We start from the raw sequence: 21300 nt of genomic DNA, 5'->3' as shown, positions 1-21300 counted from the left end.
CACCAAGCTGTAACTGTTGTAGTTTGTACAACAATATAGCTTTATTTCTCGTTATGGGGCTGTTTTTGGGCTAAAATGTTGTATTTTCTACATCAATCGCCGAGATATCGCGGATTCGCTCACTCAAAGTTGTACAAAGTACACCTTTGCTAACCGTGAGGGTCAGATGGGGACGCTCAGAGCAAGAAACCTTTTCTGGTTGATTTACAAATCTGCGAAGCATATCTTGTGCAGCATTTCGCTTGAAAGCTTTGCTTAGACACTTGGCTTGAAACACTTCGCTTTGTCACTTTACATTGACGCTCTGCTTTGCCGCTATACTTAAACGCTTTGCTTCCCGAAAGATACACAGACACGCACCTTAGTGGTATTCCCAGTTCCAAGGGAATTTATTTATTTTGCAGCCTAGCCCAAATGTCGGTTTAGATGTTGACTTTTAAGTGAGTTGGTTGTATGGTTAATTACATGAGTAACTAACTAATGTGGTGGTGAGAGAAATGGGACTAATGATGGACGATAGCCGCCCGATTTTTGTGCAAATCGCAGAACGTATTGAAGACGACATTATAGAAGCAAGAATGCCGGAAGAATCACAAGTGCCTTCTACGAATCAGTTTGCATCCTTTTATCAAATTAATCCGGCGACAGCAGCGAAAGGTGTTAATTTGTTGGTAGACCAAGGGATTTTGTATAAGAAACGAGGGATTGGCATGTTTGTAGCAGAGGGAGCGCGAACGAAGCTGATGGAGAAGCGGAAAGAACTATTTTATGAGCAATATGTGGTGACGATGGTGAAAGAAGCCGAGAAGCTCGGAATTACCGTAGAGCAATTGACGGAAATGGTGCGTAGAGGGGAGAAAGCGTGATGACCAACATTGTGGAAGTGAAAGGATTAACTAAGTCGTATGGCCAAGTGACGGCAGTGGATCATGTTAGTTTCACGATTGAAGCGAATAAAATCTATGGCTTGCTAGGCAGAAACGGTGCAGGCAAAACAACGATCATGCATATGATCTCGTCCCAGCAGTTCGCTACAAGCGGCGAGTTGAAGGTATTTGGGGAAGACCCTTACGAGAATAGTCGTGTTCTCAATCAAATTTGTTTCATTAAAGAAAGCCAGAAGTACCCAGATAGCTTCCGTGTCGTAGATGTAATTGAGGTTGCGAGATCACTTTTCCCGAACTGGGATCATGCTTATGCGCACGCTTTGATTGAAGATTTTCGTCTGCCTTTGAAAAGAAAAATAAAGAAGCTATCCAGAGGGATGCTTTCTTCCGTCGGTATTGTGGTTGGTCTGGCTAGTCGAGCGCCATTAACCATCTTTGATGAACCTTATTTGGGTCTGGATGCTGTGGCAAGAATCCTATTCTATGATCGCCTTCTTGAAGACTATGCCGAGTTTCCGCGGACGGTTATCCTCTCTACGCATCTCATCGACGAAGTTAGCCGCTTGCTCGAGCACGTGCTGGTTATCGATAACGGCAAATTGATTATGAATGAAGATGCGGATGCTCTTCGCGGTCGTGCTTGCACGGTTTCCGGTCTAGCGACAGCTGTGGATTCTTTCACGCGGGGCAAAGAGCTGCTTGAACGCACGGCGATTGGTGCGGCTGCATCAGCTACAATTCTAGGTGTTCTAAGTGAGCGGGATCGGAAGGAAGCAGAGGCGTTAGGACTTGAATTCACACCGGTATCTATGCAGCAGCTTATCGTTCATCTAACACGCACACCATCGATCGCGGGAAAGGGGACTGAGGAATAATGAATCAAGTTAACCAGGTAGTAAAACTCCACTTGAGGAACAAAATGGCATCGTGGACTATCCCGTGGATCATTATTGGGGCAAACTTTTTTATAAATTTGCTCATAGCGCTGTCGCTGGACGTAGGTGAATCTATAAATACAGGGGCGATCGCTTCGATTTTCATCTACACCTTTGTAGCAGGAACGATCACGATTAAAGAAACCTTCCCATTTGCCTTGGGACTGAGTATTCGTAGGAAAGATTATTTCTTTGGAACGGCTGTGACAGCTATTATTGTTAATGTTAGTTCAGCCCTAGGACTTGCCATTCTGTCTGTGATTGAAGAGGCAACCAATGGGTGGTGGGTGCGATTACACCTTTTTAAACTCCAATTTCTAAACGATCTTTCGCTGATAGGCACGTTGGGTATTTATCTGATTATACTTCTTCATATGTATTTCCTCGGGTTTGCCATATCCAGTTTACACCGTCGGTTCGGCAGCGCTTCAATGTATATCTTTTTTACATGCCTGCTTTTGATTGGTACGGTAGGTTCCTATATCTTCACGCACTTTGGACTGTGGGGCGGTCTCTTGGATTGGATCGTTCACAGTTATATGGATATATTCTGGTGGATGGTACCTTTGGTTGTCGTGTACTTGGTGGCAGCTTATAGTTTGCTTCGTAGAGCGACTATTTAGAACTAAGAATAAGTCTACTGCAGCTGCAGTAGGCTTATTTTGTTAGTTTCCTGATCGAGATCCGCAAGAGGCGGAACCGAGCCACGTATGCGGGTTACCTGCCCAGCACCAGCCTAGCTTCGGCTTGCCGGCACTAATCCATAAAGCGGTCACTCTGCGGTCGCCGCAGCGGGAACCGAGCAGAGAAAAGCCGTTATTTTTCTGTAAAATATCTGGGAAATGAGTAATCAAGGCAATGCCTTCCTCGAGGGTGAGAGGGGTGCGATGTACATGCATAATAGTTTTGATCGCTTCATTTGGAGTGATATTAAGCGTTTCTTTGCCTATATCAATATCCACCGCCAGATAGGCGATACCTTTAGGAAGTTCAATACCCTCTATAGGTATAAATCTCTTGATATCAGCTGCATCCATGACACTAAAGCCCATTTTGTTATTCCGCTTCACAAGCTGCATCGCTTTTTCACCATCTATCCAGTCGCTCTTAACAACGATGACAAATGGGACATATCCTGCTCGTGGTTCTATGTTTAGCTTTTTGAGCTCCTTGATTCTATCTCTGAGCGGCTCGAGATGCTGCTTGAATGCTTTTTTGGTTACACCAGCAATGTCAGGGTAGCCTTTATCCACTAGGTTTTCGACTTGTCGATCGAACTCATCATTTAACAAGCGATTCAGCTCCTTCGTTATTTGTCTAACAATCTTTCTTTTTTATAAAATCATTTTACAACATTCGTGCGAATGGTAAACTAACTGAAGGATTGGCCTTTAGTAGAGGGCGGTTCGTTGAAAAAACTTTATAAGTTAGCTTTAATCTTAATAAAAAAGTGAAGATCAACCAGAGGTGAATACATGAACTTGCGGCCAATTGATATTGCCAGAAAACTTAAGCTAAGTACAAGTGCCTTAAGGAATTATGAAACGAATGGACTTGTTCCTCCTACGCAGCGTTCATCCAGCGGTTATCGGATTTACACCGAAGAACATATTGCTTATTTCGAGTGTATTCAAGCTATGGCACCAGGGTTTGGAATGGATGTAACATCCGAGGTTCTTCGGAAAATTCAATTAAAAGAAGTAGATGCTGCCCTTTGGTTGGTAAACGACAGACAGGCCGGTCTCCATCGCGATAAAACGTTGGCAGAGAGGAATATTCAAATTCTAGAGACCCAGGAACCTGACACCAGCCTCGATTCAAACGCAAAGAAAGAATGGATGACCATCGGAGAAGTTTCAGCGGAAACGTCCATCCCAAGCTCAGCCATCCGACACTGGGAAAAGGTGGGGCTCATTACCTCATCACGAGATCCAGAAAATGGCTACCGCCTATTTAGTCGATCTCAAATGCGTAAAATTTTGCTGCTTCGCGCTTTACGACCAGCCGTTTATTCAGTAGATCTTGTTGATCTCAAGCAAGCCATTGCTGAGATGGATGTTCATGATGTGGAACATGCCAAAAAGATCGCTCAGGATTCCTTAAACTATTTAGTCAAAATCAACAAAGAGCAGCTTCGCGGCATGTCCTATTTATATCGGCTGTGCCGATTGTTGAATTTGCTCGATTAAAAAAGGCTTTGACTGAGATAAGCGCTTCTTCTGAGCCTATCCGCTAATACTCCATTGCTCTTTACTGGTTTAAGCGCGGAAACCGACTTCTCAGCCTACACATTTCAGCGTCACCGAACTTTGACTTACTACAGACTCGGAAACCAAACCTATTCCAGTCTGTTTCAGCTATAGCTCAGAAACCAAGTAATCCCCTTTGGCGTATGCTCGCGTACACATCAAGCAAAAACGCCACCCTAGCGGCATGCCCGGATCGGCAAGTGCTACTAGAGTGGCGCAAAAACATCCTTTAAACCGTGAAAAACTCTTATACCACTTTGGCTAAGTAGGCATCGAGCTGATCGAACGTTCCGCCGAAGCCTTGTTTCATGGAATCATACATACCCTCAAAGAACTTATGTTCTTCCTCAGTTGCATTGATAGGGCCTCCACGCATGATCAGTGTGGTTTTTCCTTCATTTTCAGTAAAAGATAACTTATTCATTATTTCCAGCGGAAAGTTTTCGCTGAATGGTGCTCGGATAATGTTAGCCTCTGCATCGGAAAAGGAATTTACGTAGACAAGTTTCTCAGGAGAATTAATTTCATGGTAGACAAACTTACCCCACATTTCAAAGCCTTCAGCCGATTTCATAGAATAGTGGAAGCTGCCGCCTGTGCGAAGATCTAAGGTGTGTACACTTAATTCGAAGCCTGTTGGTCCCCACCAGTGAGCTAAATGTTCAGCCTCAGTCCAAGCTTTGAAAACGAGTTCGCGTGGGGCATTGAAGATACGAGTAAGAACCAACTCGCCTCCTTCTAAAGTTACATCGTAGTTATTCCCTGATTTTTCTTGTGTCATGTCTAATCCTCCAATTCAAATTGTTTTTTCTTTTCCTTCTCTAACATTTGCTGCAAATAATCGTCCAAGCGATCGAATCTCTCTTCCCACATACGGCGAAAAGAGTCTAGCCAGCCATCCAGCTCTTTGAATGACTGAAACTGCAACTTATAGATTCTTTTATTCGCTGACGGTTGTACCTCGACAAGCTCTGCATCACTAAGCACGCGGAGATGCTTGGATACTTGCTGCTGCTGGAGCTCAAGCCGATCCGCTATTTCCCCGACGGTAAGAGGGCCGTCACGCAGAAGCTTGACAATGTGCAAGCGGTTTGGCTCGGCAAGAGCACTGAAAGTCTTATTTATAAACATAATATACCCCATATGGAATATTCCTGTCAAGGAATATTTAATAAATGAAATCGCTGCTTCGTGAAAAAACAAGAAAGACTATCATACCGGCATTCTTTCACATATAAACGTTTGTTAGTATATTCCAAGATTCATTTTGTATGCGATTCAAGCTTTTCTTATTTCTTTACCCATTTTATCTTGCTTATTTTTTGGCACTCTGTCCGCCTTGTTCATCATTCTTTTTGCCATCAATGCCGCTTCTTCCGTTTCCTTTTGCAAACTGTGAATGTTTATTTGCACGCCTGCTGCCGTTAACTGAACATGAATATCATCATTGTAAATAGCGTACTATACGTTTCTCTCATAAGGGTGAGTTTATCGTTATTCACATCCTATCAAAATGAGGAAATTTAATACGAGACGTATATAAATCATAGAATTGGTCGAATCTAGTAGCTATAACTCTATTATTTTTTATGAGGAGGAAATACTATGTTTCGTAAAATTCTTTATGTTACTTTGACGCTTCCGTTGCTGCTTTGTTTGTGGCAGGTGCAACCCGCCTATTCGTACCCTGAAAGTGAAGATGGGGGGGGATTACCTCCTACGTATAGTATGGCAAGAAATGCAGGTCCTATGGAAGAAGCCGCTCAAGCTGAGCTTGTTCAGCCTAAGACGCAGTATCAAGTGGACCGAGGAGATACACTGTACAAAATTGCTCGGGATTTTGGCATATCAGTAGATGCCCTTATTAGCTCTAACGATATTCAAAATCCGAACCAGTTAACGATTGGTCAAAGTTTAACGATTCCGATGGGTGATGCAGAGATTGGTTTACCTAATGGTCAAAAGAAAATCATCAAAAAAGTATTGAACACAACCCTCACAGCTTATACGGCTGGTGTTGAATCAACAGGTAAAAAGGCCTCCCATCCCATGTACGGCATCACATTTAGTGGTCTAAAAGCAAAAGAAGGACGCACGATCGCCGTGGATCCTGCTGTAATCCCTTTAGGATCTACAGTGTTCATTGATGGCATCGGCATTCGCAAAGCGGAGGATATTGGTTCTGCTATTCGCGGTTCGAGAATTGATGTATTCATGAATGATTTAAGTGAAGCACAAGAATTCGGCGTAAAGAAGAATGTGAAAGTCTATTTACTAGACAAAGAGAATGTTTAAATCGATAGGCAATTTAATAGGGCTTAGGGTCAACCGGAATATCCGGTTGGCCTTTTTTGTGTGAAAGCACACACTTTGCGTAGGTATTTCCTCTTTTTTGTAGAAAAGTGTTGAATTATGAAATAATGTGGATTAATATGGAAAACAGTCAGTTCTAAAAGACTAGTTATAATGAGTAAAAATACCTAATAACCAAGCGATAATGAACAAAGGCAAATCCATCGAAAGGTGGAGACGCAAAGCCACGGGTCTAAGCCATGAGTCACAACTCATGGGATGATAGCCGGGTTGCTCTATTGAGCTTGGTTTTTTGTGTTATTTAACATGGAGATTGAGAAGGAGCGAGTGCGTGTGAGGTTTATAGGATAAACTTCGAAGGAGATTTCGTAGAAGGAAAGATGGGTAAAGGCACTTACTATGATAGGAATGGTAAGGTAATTGTCCAGGGGCAGTAAGTTTGACGTGATGAGTCTAAATGACTAGTAGTAAAGTAAATCTACCTAAGTACCAAGCAATAATGAACAAAGGCAAATCCGTCCGAAAGGCGGAGACGCAAAGCCACGGGTCTAAGCAAGGGCACTTCCTTGTACGGGCTACCTACATTCCTTTTGGAGTGGCTTTTTTATTGCCTTTATATCAAAGTAAAAGAGAGGAAGATTGTATGTTGGCGAGGTTAATAGGAAAAGTTGCATTTATCGTTATGTTTTTGACCGTTCAATTCGTATCTTTCTCAGGTTTAGCGCAAGCAGAAAACCAACCATCCTTACGTGACATTAATGGATATTGGGCAGAGGATGCCATAAACGAATGGATCGGTAATGGATTGATTTCGGGCTATGCCGATCAAACCTTTCAACCCGATAAAGTCATTACCAGGGCGGAATTCATATCGCTTGTCAACAAGGCGTTTGAGTATCTCCATAAGGATGACCAAACCTTCAAAGATGTTTCTCAGGAGAATTGGTTCTATAACGATGTAGCCAAAGCAAAATATGCCGGCTATATTTCTGGGTTCGATGACGGCACCTTCCGTCCAGATCAACCGATTAGCAGAGAACAGGCTGCCAAAATCATCTATCCACTTATGCAATTAGAAGATGTGTTACCAAAGAGCGATACGCGAACGTTTCACGATGAGCAGCAAATGTCTGACTGGAGCAAGCCTTATATAAAAGCAGTCGCCTCGGAGGGTTATCTTAAAGGGTATCCTGATCAGAGCTTCCGTCCTCAGAAATCCATTACAAGAGCAGAAGCCGTAGTGATGCTAGATAATGCCGTAGGGCAGCTGATCCATGAGCCTGGAACTTATACTCCAAAAGCTGATGTTGAAGGAAATATGACAGTCAACAGCGGCGGTGTCACTATAAAAAATGCTGTGATCAAAGGCGACCTCATCTTGGCAGCGGGGATAGGGGAGGGGGAAGTGTTCCTTGATCACGTGACAGTAAAAGGAAGAACGATTGTGAATGGGGGCGGAGAAAACAGCATTGAAATTCAAGATTCGACCCTCAATCAGATGGTGGTTCAAAAGGACTTCAGCAGAGTCAGAGTTTTTGCTAAAGGCTCTACGAGTATAAGTCATACCATTATAAAATCGGGTGCGAAATTAGAACAAGAGCAAGGAAACGAAGGCTTCCAATCCATTTCCGTGCAAGGAACGACTGTGAATGATGTCGTTCAATTAGTAGGGACATTTGTGAAAGTTGACCTGAAGTCGATGGTAACCGTCGAGATTTCCAGTCAATCCGTTGTCACCTTGCTTGAAACGCAAGCAGGTTCGGAAGGCTCAGGAATCAAGATGCTGGGCAATGCCATATTGGAGCAGATCATTTTGCAAGCAGCCGCGAAGGTGACGGGAGAAGGATCAATCCTTAATGCGGTGATTAATGTGGAAGGCGTAAGCTTTGAACAAATTGTAAAGAAATATACACTTGCCGATCTGGTGAAGCTCGTCGTAATTGGCGGGAAGGAAGTAACAGGAAACTCTCCTGTTCCGAATGAGGACAACCCGAGAGAAGATGTACCTCCTGGACAGCCACCGGCTACTGAGCCGGGTAATGTAGTGGATATTAATGCTGCCTTTATCATACAGGACAAGGTATACACACTGTACCCATCCATCGCAGATTATTCGACGGTTCAATGGGACGTTTCGAACACGGTTACACAGGATACATACCAGACCGAATATACCGGGACGTTAGAAGACGTAGGGATCTACAGCATTATAGGCGGATCGGTTTCTCCAGCTCCGTATAACGTAACCAATCGAAATTCAACACAGCATTATTCCGGGCTTCTGTTATCCAGCATTGCGGTTAGCGAAAGCGTGTATGCTCAGGTTTATTATGGTGGCAACGAGATGATTTCTTATCAAATCAATGACAGTTACACGGTCCATGATCTAGGTAATCAGCTGCCGGGACAAGCGGTGCCACTCACTGCAGGGGATAACCTTACGCTCGTTTACGGAAGTCAGTATCTTGTTTTTGCAACATGGAACGGAAGCGACTGGGAACTTGATGGGATTTATGATCAACTAGAGTCGCCAATTGGTCTAAAGGCATCGACAGTATCGAATAGGGAGATCGCTTTGGAATGGAATCCAGTTACGAATGCAACCCAGTATCATATTTATTACAGCGCAACTGCTGATGGCGAGTTTGTGCCCTTGGAGGATCAAAACGGTCAACCGATTACGGTAACCGGAACGACCTATGTCGATAGCACGAATCTTCCACATACGACAAGATATTATGTCGTTACATCAGCAATTGATGAAATTGGCGTGGAATCCGGACCAAGCAGCATTGCTTTTGCTACAACTTATTATAATGCACACATAGCTCTGGATTTTGAGATTACGGATACGTGGCAACATCCGTCGGAGCCAATCCTCTATATCACAGATAAAACGAACAAGAAGCTTTACCGCGTCAATTACGAAACAGGCGATAAAGCCTCCATTTCCTTTGACCTTGAACCGGAGAGTCTCACATATGCAGATGGTAAAATCTACGTTTCCTTGCTAAAAGCGGAACATTCTTCCTATACGTATATTTTACAGCAACAAGGTGCAATTGCGGTTGTGAATGCGGCCACCTTTATGCTGGAAGGTACACATAATATTGCGATTGACCCCTATGATGTCGCAGTCGTTTCCGGTTATCTCTACGTGTCATCCGGTTCAGGGCAGTGGACGAAGATCAAGTCATATGATTTGAACACCTTTGCGGAGGTGGGTTCAAGCGATATTCGGCAAGCGAGTTATATCCAAACGCATCCTTTATGGAATAAGCTCTATACGATCACAACGGATTCGTCACCGAGAGACCTTAGCGCATATAATGTAACGAACGGACAATACGTCGAGCCATCCTATCCAGGCGGTTACGATTCGCCGTACCATGGCGATTACGCAATGTCGACGAACTTCACCATTTCTCCGGACGGTGCCTACATCTTTAACGGTTCCGGCAACGTATTTATGGCAACAAGCAATAAGTACGACGATATGAAATATGTATACGGACTTGGACAAGCATATGACGGTATTACCTTTGATCAGTCGAACAAGAATTTCTACACAGCTAAGAACAATGCGGTACAAGTCTATGATTACAGCAATTTTAATAAAAGCGGGCTCTATCACTTGGATGGTACAGCCAAGAATGTATTTAATGGTACCGATCGATTGATTGCTGTATCTACGCTAGCCGGAAAGAATATCGTCGAAATCGTAGAAAAGAATTCAATCGAAGCGATTGCCCCTGTTGCGGTGCCTGGTGTCCAGTTGGACGGCAGAGTTGTCGACATTGCTTACGATTCCGTAAATAAGAAAGCTTATGCCATCGACGAAGCGTTCCGCAATCTATATGTGGTTGATCTTCAAACACAGAAGATTGTAAACACGGTCAAGCTTCCATATCGTCCGGCCGGACTTACTATATCGGAAAACGGTTCAAGTCTCTTTATCGTGAATGATGATCTAAATAAGCTCATAACGGAAGTGCGCCTATCTGATTTAGAAGTTGCAAGGCACTTGACTTACACGTCAACTGTTGATTCCGGTGACATCGCTCATAGACATATCTACCATAAATCTGGGATTCTGTATGTTGTGATGGGTGATTGGGAGCCGACGCTGCTGGCGTTCAATTCGACTTCCTTTGCAGCCGTAAACTACGGAACTGTGATCAAAGGGGTTGGCGATCTGGCTTTCTCCAGCGATAAGAGTACATTCTTTACATGGTATCAGTCTGGCTGGAATGCAGGAAATGCCGGCTCCAACGTATTGGCATATTCCGTTAGTGGCAATAGCGTAACCAAATCGGGCCAATCCAGCCTAAGTTACCCTAACTTCTTGAGAGATCCCTTGGATACTCCGGTTCTATTGTTGAAAGGTCAAGGGAAGCTGGTCGTAAAGAATAAGGTCCTTGATCTTAATAATGTTACGCAGGTAATCAGTACATTGCCAGAACCGATTTATGCAGCGAGTGCTACTGGAGAGCTGCTGGTTGGTAAAAATGGAATATACAGTGCAGTGACCTATCAGAAGGTTGATACTTTGGCGCTGGGGACAGCAACGGAAATCTTCTTTGATCAGAACGGAATGCTGTATTATTACGTAAATGGTGCGTTATTGTCTATACAGAAGTAAAGTAATAATGACTCGTGCGTGTATCTGTCCAGTTCGAGTAATTGTGAAAATTCCAGTTAATCTGTTTATTCAACTAAACTGATTGTTATATGGGATCATCCAGTTATAACTGGTTGATCCTCTGGAATAACTGGTTTACAGCGGCCTCTTCGGCATTTTATCGAAGTGTTGCAGCAACGGGGCAGGAAGTAAGATTATAGAAATATTATGTTGTTCTCTTAGGTCAACCAGTACTCTGGTTGGCCTTTTTTGTGTGAAATCACACACATTGTGTACGGAGTACCTATTTTTTTGTAGAAATATGTTGAATTTCATTATTTTATGGAATACCATGGAAATAGTTAGTTCTTTACGACTAGCAATAATGAGTGAAACACACCTAATATCAAGCAATAATGAACAAAGGCAAATCCATCGAAAGGTGGAGACGCAAAGCCACGGGTCTAAGCCATGAGTCACATGTCATGGGACGATAGCCGGGTTACTCTTTAGAGGCTTGTTTTTTTATTGCCAAAAAAGAAAGGAGGGTCCCATAATGGCAACATATCTTATGCTTATTAAAGTGTTCGACGATGCCGAAAAGGTCATTTACAAATTTGGTCCAACAGAAGAAAGTTTGGGTGAAATTGAATTTAATTTAGTTCATGAAGAATTTCGGCAGCTAGAGAGAGTTCCAGGTACTACCAAAGACCATATGTTCATGAAGGCTGCTTCTGCTATTGCAAGATGTTATGCAGAGGGAGACGGTTTTCCGGATAAAACTTTTTTTGCTTCATAAAAATTGTCTCAATCTTGATAAAAGAGGAGCGGCAGCATGAGCGAATTCAGTGAAAGTTTCCATTTATATACGCAAAAGCGAGAATCAGCGGTGGATTTGATTAAACATTCAGAGAATAAAGGTTACGTATTTAATGAGGTTAATGGTTGGGTAACTTTTGTTGTTCCGTACAGAGGACGGAATGTTACGGCGTCCATATTGGATTGGAATCCAGGACTGCTGGTTCATTATAGATACTATCAAGATCATGGCTGGGAATTAGTCATTTACAACAAAGATGACACGGTATTTGAGTATAAATGTGACTGGACAGATGATCTCCAAATTGAAAAGAACGTCTATGATCTTGATTTAATAATAGAACTGATTCTCAAGCAAGGTAACACTATTGAGGGCATTGATTCTTTATTTGATTTAAAAGGATATACATTTGATCAACCACCAGCCTATAGGTTAGCTGGGAAGCTTGGCCTTACTTATTATGAATGGCTGTCAGCAGACAATATTGAAGACCAATTGGATGATCAAGATATTCTAGTTGTAGATTAAAATGAAATCGTTTATTGAAGATAGGAGATCGTATGAAATCTTTTTTCTCTGGCATCATCGCATGAATATTCATTTGTATTTTCTTTGTGGTAGGAGGCTCTGCCTACGCTGAGGGTAGTTCCAAGGTCGATGTTTTTTTTCGAAATATAAAAATTATGTTTGATGGCGTGGAAAAGAAATCGGATGAGGGAAGGTCTTCGTATACGAGAATTTGACGTATGTTCCTTTACGATTTGTTAGTGAATCGCTCGGGAAGGAAGTTGGTTGGAATGAGGAGACGCAGACCATCTGGATCGGGACTCAGGAATCGAACAACAAGGAGCAAGCGGAACAGGCGACAAAGATTATCAAGCATGGTTTGGAAAATGCAGATAAGCTTCAGAGCTACTCGATGAAAGTCAAAAGCTCTATTCTTGTCGGAAATGAAGGATTTAAGATGGGGCTGGATACGGGTTTGGATGCCAACGTTATAAGAATGCCGCAGATGATAATTTCGGGTGAACGGACCGCCTCCATATTCGGAGATCCGATTTCTAGAAGGTATTATACTGCCAATGATACGTTGTACACCTTATTAAATAATAAGTGGTCTAAAAACAATGAATCCGCATCTACGATCTTTCCGCACGATACATTCGACCCGCAGCAGGTATTAAAAGGATTTTTATCATCGCCTGAACCTATTCGGATTGAATCAACTCCTGAAGGTAAGGTGCTGCAAATCGGTGGCTCCGGTGAGAATTGGAAGTCTTATGCTCTAGACTTTTTCTCGGATCCAGATAAACCTGCTGAAGAAGAACTTTCGGTTCGTCAGATGACTTTTAAGCTTCTGGTTGATGGGGAAACATCGCTTCCGGTTCGACTAGAGATTGTTTTTGATATTATGGATCTTGATGATTGTGAACCGCGGGATATTAAAAGCACGGTTATCGTTTCTTATAACCAACTAAATAAGATTCAGAGTATTCCTGTTCCGGAAGGGCTGTAAAAGAAGAGGTGGAACAAAAATGATATTTATAAGAGATGCGAATATCAAAGCCATTTCTATAGGCTTATTCATCTATATAGTCTGCCTTTTCGCATTTCCCCTTCTATTGGCCTTATTATTTGTAGGGATTAATGACATGAATGATTTTGAAACGCAAACATTTAAGGAAATTGATCTCATTACGGAAGAGGCGGTATGGTACTTATCTGCACTTACTGCAGGTTATGCTGCTTCATTAAATTCAAAACAGGCCCGAATAAGAGATGCTCTGATTACAGGAATTATTATTTTCCTTTTTAATCTTTTTGGAACCATAATAGAGATGTTTAAATTAATTGACTATAAGATATTATATGATTTCTTTAGTGAATTACTTATCGTGCCACTTTGCTTAATTGGTGCAAAAATCCAATGGGAAAAGTGATAATTAATTAATAGGCGATCTATTCTCAATTAGATGTGCAAAAAAGCTAAGATTGCCTCTCGGCTAGACTTAGCTTTTATTGCGTTGTCCGACCATAATCGCTTGGATGCCTTTATTATTCCCCCCATAACGCTTCACAAATGCCGGCTCAATCCACCTCTTCTCCGAATGCTCACGCCCCTGAATCACGATACGGTCCATATAAACGTCCACAACGATGCTCTGGCTAGCCGCGCTGCCTTCAGGCTCATTATTTGCATTCCATATTTCCTGTACTGAGGCGCTGGATACGGCTAGGAACTCCAACTGTTTTATCTGCTTAGTCGTCTCCAAATTCCAGTGGGTATGTCCACTGAAGAACACAATATTCGGATATGCATTCACAATCGCCCTAAGCTCTTCATGCTGTACAACCCCAAGCTCTTGATCCGAGCCGTCCACGGTATGAACGAGTGGTTGATGCAGAAACACGAAGATAGGCTTGTCCGGCGCTGCAGCCGCAGCTGCCTTCAATTTTTCCTGAAACCAAGTAAGTTGTTCAGTGGATAAATAGGCATCCTCTTTCACGTTAGGATCCACATCGCGATAGAATTCACCACCAAGAAATAGAAAGTGATAGTCCTCCATGACGAGCTTATGGTAGGGCTTTTCATAGTTAAACATCTGATGGAATAGGTCAATTGCTTTTTGGCTTGTCCATTTCGGATTCAGCTTGCTGGTATCCTGACCGCCATTCTCCGTTTGCCACATCCCATAATACTCATGATTACCCATCGTAGCATGAACGGGAGGTAAGGTTTGTTCGCTCATAATGCCGACTAGACTCCGATTATCCTCTTCGTTACCATTGCTGAGGTCACCATTGAGTACCATAAGTTTGCTGTCAGGTCGAATGAGGCGATGATCGGCTAAAGCCACACGGAAGCGCTTTTGTGAATCTTCGTCTTCTGCACCCACATGTACGTCGCTCAGAACGGAAAAAGAAAAGAGTGGTTCATTACTTGCTGTGGATGTTTTTTTAGGAATGGTACGAAAAAGTTTTACCATAGGCAGTGGCTCTTTACTAAGAATATCCGCCATAAATGATTTCGAAACAGGCGCTATCGCCGTTGCTTCCCAAGCATAGGTAGGGAGTAATAGAAGGAATAAAGCGGATAACAGGATGCGTATAGTTAACGTTTGTAATCGTTGTTTCATATAAGTAAAACCTTCCTTTTCCCAGGATAAAAGCGCGGGTTACCAAGTTTGTTAAGTATTTAACCAATATGTCTGTCGTATAAACACTGTTTTTGACTGACACAGGTCTTAGATGCGCCCCGACTAAGGTCTAGGAACAAATACCGTCGTTAGTCCGTTTTGGAAAGCTTCGTTTTTACCTAAAATAAAGACATGAACAAGAGCACAGCAAACAACACAGCAAACAACGAAAGGCGGTGACGAAACGATGAAAAGAAATACGGGCTTAGCCGCTCTGCTAATCGCATTCGGTGCACTGATTCTGTTAAATAAGCTTGGCATTCACATGGGACCCTTTATTGGCTCGGTGATGGGATACTTGATTCCAATAGGAATGGTTGGCCTTGGTTATGTAGGCATACAGAACGGCAGTAAAATCGGGTGGGTAATCGCTGGAATCGGCGGTATCATCCTGATTAGTAAATTAGCAGGCTGGGTTATTATTCTTCTGGCGATTGGGTTGATTGGTTACGGAATTTCGATGTTGACACGTAGAACCGCGTAATGGAATGAAACGAATACAGAGAGTGAAAAAGGTGGTATGAGAGATGAGCCTATTTAGGCGAATGAGAGACATTACCGTAGCAACACTGAATGAACATCTGGAGCGATCGGAAGACCCGGTCCGCTTGATTGACCAGTACTTAGCAGCGCAGCGTGAGCAGCTTCAACAGTCCGAGAGACTGTATCAGCAATGCGTCAGCCATGCAGCGTCCCTCCGTCAGCAATATCTGACGGCGCTGGAAACCAAAGAGAAGCGCGAGCATCAAGCGCTGCTTGCTCTGAAGGCCGGCGAAGAACATATGGCAAGGATCGTGCTTCAAGAGAAGCTGCAAGCCGAAGAGAAAAGCGAGCAGTATCATGAATTGTACGAGCAAGCGAAGCAGTCCATCCTTGATCTGGATGAAGAGCTGCAGCAGTTCAAAGCCGATTACAAAGAAGTGGCAGACAAACGCAGCTACTACTTAGCGCGAATGGAGTCCGCTCGGTTGCAGCAAAGACTACACGCTCGCAGCAGTGTGGCGCAGGATGCAACACCACGGATGTTCGGTCGCTTGGAAGAGCGCGTATCCGATATGGAGCTTCATGCCAGAACGCTCCGCGATGTAAGACGAATGGGGCGCGAAAGCTACTACAGCGGGGGCAACCCGGCAGTAGATGCTGAAATGGAAGCTCTTAGAAACAGACTGCAGCAGGAGGGAGCCAAATAATCATGAGCAAATTATATCGCTCACGAAGAGATAAGAAAGTTACTGGCCTATGCGGCGGACTCGCCGAGGCCATGAATGTAGATGCAACGCTATTACGTTTGTTAGTGGTTATCACCACAATCTTCACCGGTGGAACGGTCATTTTCATCTACTTTGTAGCTGCACTTGTCATTCCGAAGGAACCTGGGTACGATCAGCCTCCATTTGATCCCTATGCCAGCTCATATGGCCGTCAAGGCTATAATGGCGGGGCTTGGAACGCTCACAAGCCGCACCCAACCCATGCGCCACAACATACGGGCTACAATGCTCCATACGACGCAGGGAAAACCAACAACATCGATGAGATGATGAAAGACATCGAAAAGAAAGCTCTGCAAAGAGAAGTAGAAGAATTGAAAGCCAAAGTCGCTCGCTTCGAACAACAACCAATTGATATTAAAAAAGGAGACGTGTAAACCATGGGAGTATTTACAAGAATGAAAGATATGACAAAAGCATCCATTCACGAGGTATTGGATAAAATTGAGGATCCGATCGTTATGTTGAATCAATATTTGCGGGATATGGAGCAAGAAATCGCGCAAGCTGAAGTTACCGTTGCTAGACAAATCGCCAATGAGCGCAAGCTGAAGCAGCGTTTGGAAGAGTCCGTTCGTCTCGTGGCTGACCGTGAAGCTAAGGCTTCCGCAGCAATCAAAAATGGCCAAGAGGCTATCGCTCGCCAAGCTGTTGAAGAAAAATTGTATCACGAAGATAAAATTGTTGAGCTCACAGATCTATATGCCGCTTCCAAAGCACATGCTGATGAGCTAACACAGCAGTTGCACGAAATGAAAGACGAGTTCTACAAACTGCGTAACAAACGTAACGAGCTTGTGTCCCGCGCTCAACTGGCTAAAGCCAAAAAACAAATGGCACAAGTATCCTACAATGGCGTCATCGAGAGCGGTAACGCATCCCGCGGCTTCCAACGTATGGAAGAGAAAATTATCCAACTGGAAGTTGAAGCGGAAATCGCCCGCAAGCCTTACGTACCAGCTGGTTCAGTAGGCAGCTACACACCCGTTGATGTTGCAAAACAAGCGAAAGTTGATGAGCAGTTGAATCTGCTGAAAGAGAAATTAAACGTTAAAGAAGCCGAGTAACGAACAGTGCTTTATTGAGATGCCCCTCCTTGTGAGGGGCTTTTTTGTGTACCATGGGCCTAGAGGGTTAGAGAGGGTGGGGAGGTTAGCGGGTATCACACGGATTTGGCTGCATAGTGTTGCACAAAATACAACACTATTTGGAACAAGCTTTTTTGTTTCTGATCGTTTATGGTTTTCAAAATCATAAGATTTTCAACTTTTTTGAAGAGATTTATCCACTCTTATTTCGGCCAATTGCAGATAGAATAAGCACATAAGCACGAAATGTTAAAACGAAATACGAGGTGAGGTCATGAGTGAAGCTCTAGTCCGGATGGAAGGAATTGAGAAGCATTTTCCTGGTGTGCACGCCCTCCATCAATGTCGTCTGGAGTTGGCAGCCGGTGAAGTGCATGCGCTTGTTGGCGAGAACGGCGCCGGAAAATCCACGTTAATGAAAATCGCCACGGGTGTCTACCAGAAAGATGAAGGCAGAATCATCCTAAAAGGCAAGGAAGTGAACATTCCCAATACGAGAGCAGCTCAGCAGCTTGGCATCTCGATGATTCATCAAGAGCTAAACTTAATGCCGGACTTGACGATAGCCCAAAATATATTTATTGGGCGCGAGCCGAGGAAGGGAATCAAGCTGTTCGTCGATGATAGGAAGCTGAACGATCAGGCACAGCAACTGCTGAGCGAAATGAATCTCCAGCTCGATCCGCGGACGAAGGTGTCGGAGCTAACAGTGGCCAAGCAGCAAATGGTGGAAATTGCTAAGGCTTTGTCGTTTCAATCCGAAGTGCTCATCATGGATGAGCCAACGGCGGCACTCACTAACGCGGAAATCGAAGAGCTGTTTCGGATCATTGAACAGCTGCGTGGGCGTGGGGTGGGCATCGTCTATATTTCCCACCGGATGGAAGAGTTGAAGCGAATTACCGATCGCATCACCGTCATGCGTGACGGTCGTTATATCGATACGGTACAGACGAAAGATACGACCATCGATCAGATCATTGCGATGATGGTTGGTCGCGAACTCTATGTCAGTACGCAGCAGATTGCCGTCGAGGCTTCAGAGACAAGAGTGTTCGAAGTTACGAATTTGAACCGCGGTTCTTCGGTGAAAGACGTCTCCTTTCATTTGGCAAAAGGTGAGATTCTTGGCTTCGCAGGTCTTATGGGAGCCGGTCGTACCGAAGTGGCGAGGGCCATTTTCGGCGCAGATGCAATTGACTCAGGCGACATACGCATCCACGGGCATAAGGTCCAGATCAAAGCCCCGCATGATGCCGTGAAGCATGGAATCGGTTATTTATCCGAGGATCGTAAACGTTATGGGCTCATGGTGGATATGGACGTGAAGACGAATATCGCCGTTGCCTCTTACCGCAAAGCGAGACGTCTGTTCGGGTGGATGCATGACGGCAAAATTGAACAGTCAGCCTCCCACTATGTGGAAGCGCTTCAAATTAAGACGCCGAGCATTCATCAGCAAGTTAAATTTCTTTCAGGCGGCAATCAACAGAAGGTCGTTATCGGTAAATGGCTGCTGCGGGACTGCGATATTCTCATCTTCGATGAGCCCACGCGAGGTATCGATGTTGGCGCGAAGACGGAGATTTATAAGCTGCTGGATGAGCTAGCCGCACAGGGGAAATCGATCATTATGATATCATCCGAACTGCCCGAAATATTACGCATGAGCCATCGCATCATGGTCATGTGCGAAGGGCGAATTACCGGCGAGCTGCGTCAGCAGGACGCCACCCAGGAAGCGATTATGAAATATGCCACGATGCGAATCAGTTAGCGGATGTCTTAGGAGGAATCATGATGTCAACATGGCTTGTACGTAAAAAAATAGTGCCCACGATGTCGAGTCAAAATGGCGCTGCACAGAAGCTGCTTGCATTCGCCAGCTTGATTATGCTAGTTATCATCTTCTCGTTGTCTTCCAGTAATTTCTTTCAATTCAATAACTTTGTAGCTATTATGCTCTCAACAGCCGTTATCGGCGTGCTTGCTCTAGGTTCAACGTTCGTTATCATCACTTCTGGTATTGATCTGTCCGTTGGAACCGTGATGACATTCTCGTCGGTGATGGCGGGAGTTATTATCACAACCTGGGATTTACCAATGCCGCTTGGTATTATCGGGGGCATTGCCACCGGAGCCATTTGCGGTCTCATCAGCGGGCTTCTCGTTGCGAAGATGAAAATTCCGCCATTCATTGCAACACTAGCTATGATGATGGTGACCAAAGGACTTTCTCTCGTCATCTCTGGGACGAAGCCGATCTATTTTAACGATACGCCGGCATTCTCGCAGATTTCGATGGGGTCCATTCTTAATTCAATCATTCCTGGCTTCGAAATTCCGAACGCCATTCTCGTCTTCTTCGGCGCTGCCATCATTGCCAGCATTATTTTATCGAGGACGATCATTGGACGCTATAACTTTGCCCTAGGAAGCAATGAAGAATCAACGAGGCTTTCTGGCGTTAATGTAGACTATTGGAAAATTGTCATCTACTCGTTGACTGGCGTGTTCAGCGGTATCGCCGGCATTATGATGGCCTCCCGCCTCAATTCCGCTCAGCCCGCGCTCGGCTCTGGCTATGAGTTGGAAGCGATCGCTGCAGTGGTCATCGGCGGCACTTCTTTAAGCGGAGGCAAAGGATCCATTCTCGGAACCGTCATCGGTGCCCTTATCATGAGCGTACTCACGAACGGGCTGCGTATCTTATCTGTTAAACAAGAATGGCAGACGGTTATTGTAGGTGTTGTCGTTGTACTAGCGGTCTACGCTGATATGATGCGACGTCGAAAAAAATAAAGTCGGTATTCACTCCAAGTCGGAGTCACATACAACAAATTAAACGTAAGGGGAGATCAAGATTGCATACACGGAATAAGAGATTTGCGGTAGTTTCATCCCTTTTATTGGTAACGACGATGGTTTTAGGGGCATGCGGTTCCAAAACGACAGATACGAAAACAGCGGCGACAACGGCTGCGCCAGCAGCATCAACAGCGGCGCCAGCGGCGGCCAAATCGGATAAAATTTATATTCCGGTCATCTCAAAAGGCTTCCAGCACCAATTCTGGCAAGCTGTCAAACAAGGGGCTGAGAAAGCCGCCAAAGAATTTAATGTAGAAATTACCTTTGAAGGTCCGGAAACGGAGACACAAGTGGATAAGCAAATTGAAATGCTGCAGGCAGCACTAGGCAAAAAGCCAGCAGCCATCGCTTTCGCCGCGTTGGACAGCAAAGCTGCTACTCCACTGTTAGAGAAGGCAAAAGCAGGCAAAATCCCCGTCATCGGCTTTGACTCCGGAGTCGACAGCGACATTCCGGTGACGACGGCCGCCACCGATAACAAAGCTGCCGCCGCGTTGGCAGCAGACAAAATGGCAGCGCTCATCGGAAACGAGGGTGAGATCGCCCTTGTCGTACATGACCAAACGAGCCGTACGGGCATTGATCGCCGGGATGGCTTCACGAATCGGATTAAAGAGAAATATCCGAAAATCAAAATTGTTGATACGCAGTACGGCGGAGGTGATCAACTCAAGTCCACAGATTTGGCCAAAGCAATTATCCAAGCTCATCCGAGTATTAAAGGCTTCTTCGGCGCAAACGAGGGATCCGCAATCGGTGTTATCAATGCCGTGACAGAGCTGAAAAAAGACGGCAAAATCACCGTCGTCGGCTACGATTCCGGCAAGCAGCAAATGGATGCGATCCGGAGCGGCAAGATGGCTGGTGCCATTACACAAGATCCGATCGGCATCGGCTACTGGTCAGTGAAAGCAGCGGTCCAATCGATTAAAGGTGAGACTGTTCCTAAATCGATCGATACAGGCTTCCACTGGTACGACAAAACGAACATTGATGCTGCTGACATCAAGCCGCTGCTCTACGAATAGGAAAAAAGAGGCTGTGCCATTAT

At 44.4% G+C, this 21300-nt stretch carries 21 protein-coding genes, 1 pseudogene and 3 riboswitches; of the genes and pseudogenes, 18 read left to right on the top strand and 4 right to left on the bottom strand.

The window, feature by feature from the left end; translation table 11 throughout:
• Nucleotides 1–497 precede the first annotated feature (497 nt).
• The 3 genes from QFZ80_RS31180 to QFZ80_RS31170 are packed head-to-tail and all read left to right on the top strand — an operon-like array spanning nucleotide 498 to nucleotide 2445.
• On the top strand, nucleotides 498–866 hold the full coding sequence (locus QFZ80_RS31180) for a GntR family transcriptional regulator (protein ID WP_307435581.1): 369 nt from the start codon (nucleotides 498–500) through the stop codon (nucleotides 864–866).
• The gene (locus QFZ80_RS31175; protein WP_307562597.1) at nucleotides 866–1762 is read left to right on the top strand and encodes an ABC transporter ATP-binding protein; all 897 of its coding nucleotides are present in this window, start codon (nucleotides 866–868) and stop codon (nucleotides 1760–1762) included. Before QFZ80_RS31180 ends, QFZ80_RS31175 begins: the two co-directional genes overlap by 1 nt.
• Nucleotides 1762–2445: a hypothetical protein gene (locus tag QFZ80_RS31170; protein ID WP_307562595.1), complete on the top strand. Its 684-nt coding sequence runs from the start codon at nucleotides 1762–1764 to the stop codon at nucleotides 2443–2445. The genes QFZ80_RS31175 and QFZ80_RS31170 overlap by 1 nt, the downstream gene beginning before the upstream one ends.
• A gap of 42 nt (nucleotides 2446–2487) precedes the next feature.
• Here the strand turns inward: QFZ80_RS31170 and QFZ80_RS31165 are convergent, their stop codons facing one another.
• Nucleotides 2488–3114, bottom strand: a complete 627-nt coding sequence (locus QFZ80_RS31165; RefSeq protein ID WP_307562593.1) for a DUF5701 family protein — start codon at nucleotides 3112–3114, stop codon at nucleotides 2488–2490.
• Between the two features lie 183 nt (nucleotides 3115–3297).
• Between QFZ80_RS31165 and QFZ80_RS31160 the strand changes: the two genes are divergently transcribed.
• Nucleotides 3298–4011, top strand: coding sequence for a MerR family DNA-binding transcriptional regulator (locus tag QFZ80_RS31160; protein WP_307562591.1), 714 nt, complete (start codon nucleotides 3298–3300; stop codon nucleotides 4009–4011).
• Nucleotides 4012–4318: 307 nt separating this feature from the next.
• Here the strand turns inward: QFZ80_RS31160 and QFZ80_RS31155 are convergent, their stop codons facing one another.
• The gene (locus QFZ80_RS31155) at nucleotides 4319–4852 is read right to left on the bottom strand and encodes an SRPBCC family protein (RefSeq protein ID WP_307562589.1); all 534 of its coding nucleotides are present in this window, start codon (nucleotides 4850–4852) and stop codon (nucleotides 4319–4321) included.
• 2 nt (nucleotides 4853–4854) lie between these two features.
• Entirely contained in the window at nucleotides 4855–5202 is a 348-nt protein-coding gene (locus tag QFZ80_RS31150) for an ArsR/SmtB family transcription factor (RefSeq protein WP_307562587.1), read from the bottom strand.
• A gap of 474 nt (nucleotides 5203–5676) precedes the next feature.
• Between QFZ80_RS31150 and QFZ80_RS31145 the strand changes: the two genes are divergently transcribed.
• The 7 genes and pseudogenes from QFZ80_RS31145 to QFZ80_RS31120 all read left to right on the top strand — a co-directional run bounded on the left by QFZ80_RS31145 (nucleotide 5677) and on the right by QFZ80_RS31120 (nucleotide 13765).
• On the top strand, nucleotides 5677–6366 hold the full coding sequence (locus tag QFZ80_RS31145; RefSeq protein WP_307562585.1) for a 3D domain-containing protein: 690 nt from the start codon (nucleotides 5677–5679) through the stop codon (nucleotides 6364–6366).
• A gap of 201 nt (nucleotides 6367–6567) precedes the next feature.
• Nucleotides 6568–6662, top strand: a riboswitch (cyclic di-GMP riboswitch).
• A gap of 220 nt (nucleotides 6663–6882) precedes the next feature.
• Nucleotides 6883–6967, top strand: a riboswitch (cyclic di-GMP riboswitch).
• 60 nt (nucleotides 6968–7027) lie between these two features.
• Nucleotides 7028–11026, top strand: coding sequence for an S-layer homology domain-containing protein (locus QFZ80_RS31140; protein WP_307562583.1), 3999 nt, complete (start codon nucleotides 7028–7030; stop codon nucleotides 11024–11026).
• Between the two features lie 394 nt (nucleotides 11027–11420).
• A riboswitch (cyclic di-GMP riboswitch) is annotated at nucleotides 11421–11515 on the top strand.
• 46 nt (nucleotides 11516–11561) lie between these two features.
• Nucleotides 11562–11804 carry a hypothetical protein gene (locus QFZ80_RS31135; RefSeq protein WP_060646862.1) on the top strand — a complete coding sequence of 81 codons (243 nt, stop codon included), beginning with the start codon at nucleotides 11562–11564 and terminating at the stop codon, nucleotides 11802–11804.
• Between the two features lie 36 nt (nucleotides 11805–11840).
• On the top strand, nucleotides 11841–12353 hold the full coding sequence (locus tag QFZ80_RS31130; protein ID WP_307562580.1) for a hypothetical protein: 513 nt from the start codon (nucleotides 11841–11843) through the stop codon (nucleotides 12351–12353).
• Nucleotides 12354–12561: 208 nt separating this feature from the next.
• Nucleotides 12562–12648 (top strand): annotated as a pseudogene (locus QFZ80_RS39215) (stalk domain-containing protein); the annotation flags it as partial.
• On the top strand, nucleotides 12640–13341 hold the full coding sequence (locus QFZ80_RS31125) for a DUF6612 family protein (RefSeq protein ID WP_373460446.1): 702 nt from the start codon (nucleotides 12640–12642) through the stop codon (nucleotides 13339–13341). The pseudogene QFZ80_RS39215 and the gene QFZ80_RS31125, both read left to right, overlap by 9 nt.
• Before the next feature lie 19 nt (nucleotides 13342–13360).
• Nucleotides 13361–13765, top strand: a complete 405-nt coding sequence (locus tag QFZ80_RS31120; protein ID WP_307562576.1) for a hypothetical protein — start codon at nucleotides 13361–13363, stop codon at nucleotides 13763–13765.
• A 69-nt stretch (nucleotides 13766–13834) separates the two neighbouring features.
• Here the strand turns inward: QFZ80_RS31120 and QFZ80_RS31115 are convergent, their stop codons facing one another.
• Complete coding sequence (locus tag QFZ80_RS31115; RefSeq protein WP_307562575.1) at nucleotides 13835–14962, bottom strand: metallophosphoesterase family protein; 1128 nt, start codon at nucleotides 14960–14962, stop codon at nucleotides 13835–13837.
• 247 nt (nucleotides 14963–15209) lie between these two features.
• Here QFZ80_RS31115 and QFZ80_RS31110 point away from each other — a divergent pair, with 247 nt between their 5' ends.
• From QFZ80_RS31110 to QFZ80_RS31080, 7 genes are all read left to right on the top strand, one after another.
• A complete protein-coding gene (locus tag QFZ80_RS31110) occupies nucleotides 15210–15506 on the top strand; it encodes a LiaF transmembrane domain-containing protein (protein ID WP_307562573.1) in 297 nt (98 codons plus the stop codon).
• Between the two features lie 43 nt (nucleotides 15507–15549).
• Entirely contained in the window at nucleotides 15550–16212 is a 663-nt protein-coding gene (locus QFZ80_RS31105) for a PspA/IM30 family protein (RefSeq protein WP_307562571.1), read from the top strand.
• Nucleotides 16213–16214: 2 nt separating this feature from the next.
• Nucleotides 16215–16670, top strand: a complete 456-nt coding sequence (locus QFZ80_RS31100; RefSeq protein ID WP_307562569.1) for a PspC domain-containing protein — start codon at nucleotides 16215–16217, stop codon at nucleotides 16668–16670.
• A gap of 3 nt (nucleotides 16671–16673) precedes the next feature.
• The gene (locus tag QFZ80_RS31095; RefSeq protein WP_307562567.1) at nucleotides 16674–17360 is read left to right on the top strand and encodes a PspA/IM30 family protein; all 687 of its coding nucleotides are present in this window, start codon (nucleotides 16674–16676) and stop codon (nucleotides 17358–17360) included.
• Between the two features lie 295 nt (nucleotides 17361–17655).
• Nucleotides 17656–19158, top strand: coding sequence for a sugar ABC transporter ATP-binding protein (locus tag QFZ80_RS31090; RefSeq protein WP_307562565.1), 1503 nt, complete (start codon nucleotides 17656–17658; stop codon nucleotides 19156–19158).
• A gap of 20 nt (nucleotides 19159–19178) precedes the next feature.
• Complete coding sequence (locus QFZ80_RS31085) at nucleotides 19179–20183, top strand: ABC transporter permease (RefSeq protein WP_307562562.1); 1005 nt, start codon at nucleotides 19179–19181, stop codon at nucleotides 20181–20183.
• Between the two features lie 119 nt (nucleotides 20184–20302).
• Complete coding sequence (locus QFZ80_RS31080) at nucleotides 20303–21277, top strand: ABC transporter substrate-binding protein (protein ID WP_307555894.1); 975 nt, start codon at nucleotides 20303–20305, stop codon at nucleotides 21275–21277.
• The last annotated feature ends 23 nt before the right edge of the window (nucleotides 21278–21300 follow it).

This window comes from Paenibacillus sp. V4I7 (assembly GCF_030817275.1).
GTDB lineage: Bacteria > Bacillota > Bacilli > Paenibacillales > NBRC-103111 > Paenibacillus_E.
This window is presented reverse-complemented; position numbering and strand designations above follow the sequence as displayed.

Bases quoted from the DNA above. Each gene is read 5' to 3' on its own strand.
- QFZ80_RS31155 (WP_307562589.1), bottom strand. From the start codon at position 4,852: ATGACACAAGAAAAATCAGGGAATAACTACGATGTAACTTTAGAAGGA.
- QFZ80_RS31100 (WP_307562569.1), top strand. From the start codon at position 16,215: ATGAGCAAATTATATCGCTCACGAAGAGATAAGAAAGTTACTGGCCTA.
- QFZ80_RS31180 (WP_307435581.1), top strand. From the start codon at position 498: ATGGGACTAATGATGGACGATAGCCGCCCGATTTTTGTGCAAATCGCA.
- QFZ80_RS31105 (WP_307562571.1), top strand. From the start codon at position 15,550: ATGAGCCTATTTAGGCGAATGAGAGACATTACCGTAGCAACACTGAAT.
- QFZ80_RS31095 (WP_307562567.1), top strand. From the start codon at position 16,674: ATGGGAGTATTTACAAGAATGAAAGATATGACAAAAGCATCCATTCAC.
- QFZ80_RS31120 (WP_307562576.1), top strand. From the start codon at position 13,361: ATGATATTTATAAGAGATGCGAATATCAAAGCCATTTCTATAGGCTTA.
- QFZ80_RS31145 (WP_307562585.1), top strand. From the start codon at position 5,677: ATGTTTCGTAAAATTCTTTATGTTACTTTGACGCTTCCGTTGCTGCTT.
- QFZ80_RS31135 (WP_060646862.1), top strand. From the start codon at position 11,562: ATGGCAACATATCTTATGCTTATTAAAGTGTTCGACGATGCCGAAAAG.
- QFZ80_RS31110 (WP_307562573.1), top strand. From the start codon at position 15,210: ATGAAAAGAAATACGGGCTTAGCCGCTCTGCTAATCGCATTCGGTGCA.
- QFZ80_RS31160 (WP_307562591.1), top strand. From the start codon at position 3,298: ATGAACTTGCGGCCAATTGATATTGCCAGAAAACTTAAGCTAAGTACA.
- QFZ80_RS31080 (WP_307555894.1), top strand. From the start codon at position 20,303: ATGGTTTTAGGGGCATGCGGTTCCAAAACGACAGATACGAAAACAGCG.
- QFZ80_RS31090 (WP_307562565.1), top strand. From the start codon at position 17,656: ATGAGTGAAGCTCTAGTCCGGATGGAAGGAATTGAGAAGCATTTTCCT.
- QFZ80_RS31150 (WP_307562587.1), bottom strand. From the start codon at position 5,202: ATGTTTATAAATAAGACTTTCAGTGCTCTTGCCGAGCCAAACCGCTTG.
- QFZ80_RS31085 (WP_307562562.1), top strand. From the start codon at position 19,179: ATGATGTCAACATGGCTTGTACGTAAAAAAATAGTGCCCACGATGTCG.
- QFZ80_RS31130 (WP_307562580.1), top strand. From the start codon at position 11,841: ATGAGCGAATTCAGTGAAAGTTTCCATTTATATACGCAAAAGCGAGAA.
- QFZ80_RS31175 (WP_307562597.1), top strand. From the start codon at position 866: ATGACCAACATTGTGGAAGTGAAAGGATTAACTAAGTCGTATGGCCAA.
- QFZ80_RS31170 (WP_307562595.1), top strand. From the start codon at position 1,762: ATGAATCAAGTTAACCAGGTAGTAAAACTCCACTTGAGGAACAAAATG.
- QFZ80_RS31115 (WP_307562575.1), bottom strand. From the start codon at position 14,962: ATGAAACAACGATTACAAACGTTAACTATACGCATCCTGTTATCCGCT.
- QFZ80_RS31140 (WP_307562583.1), top strand. From the start codon at position 7,028: ATGTTGGCGAGGTTAATAGGAAAAGTTGCATTTATCGTTATGTTTTTG.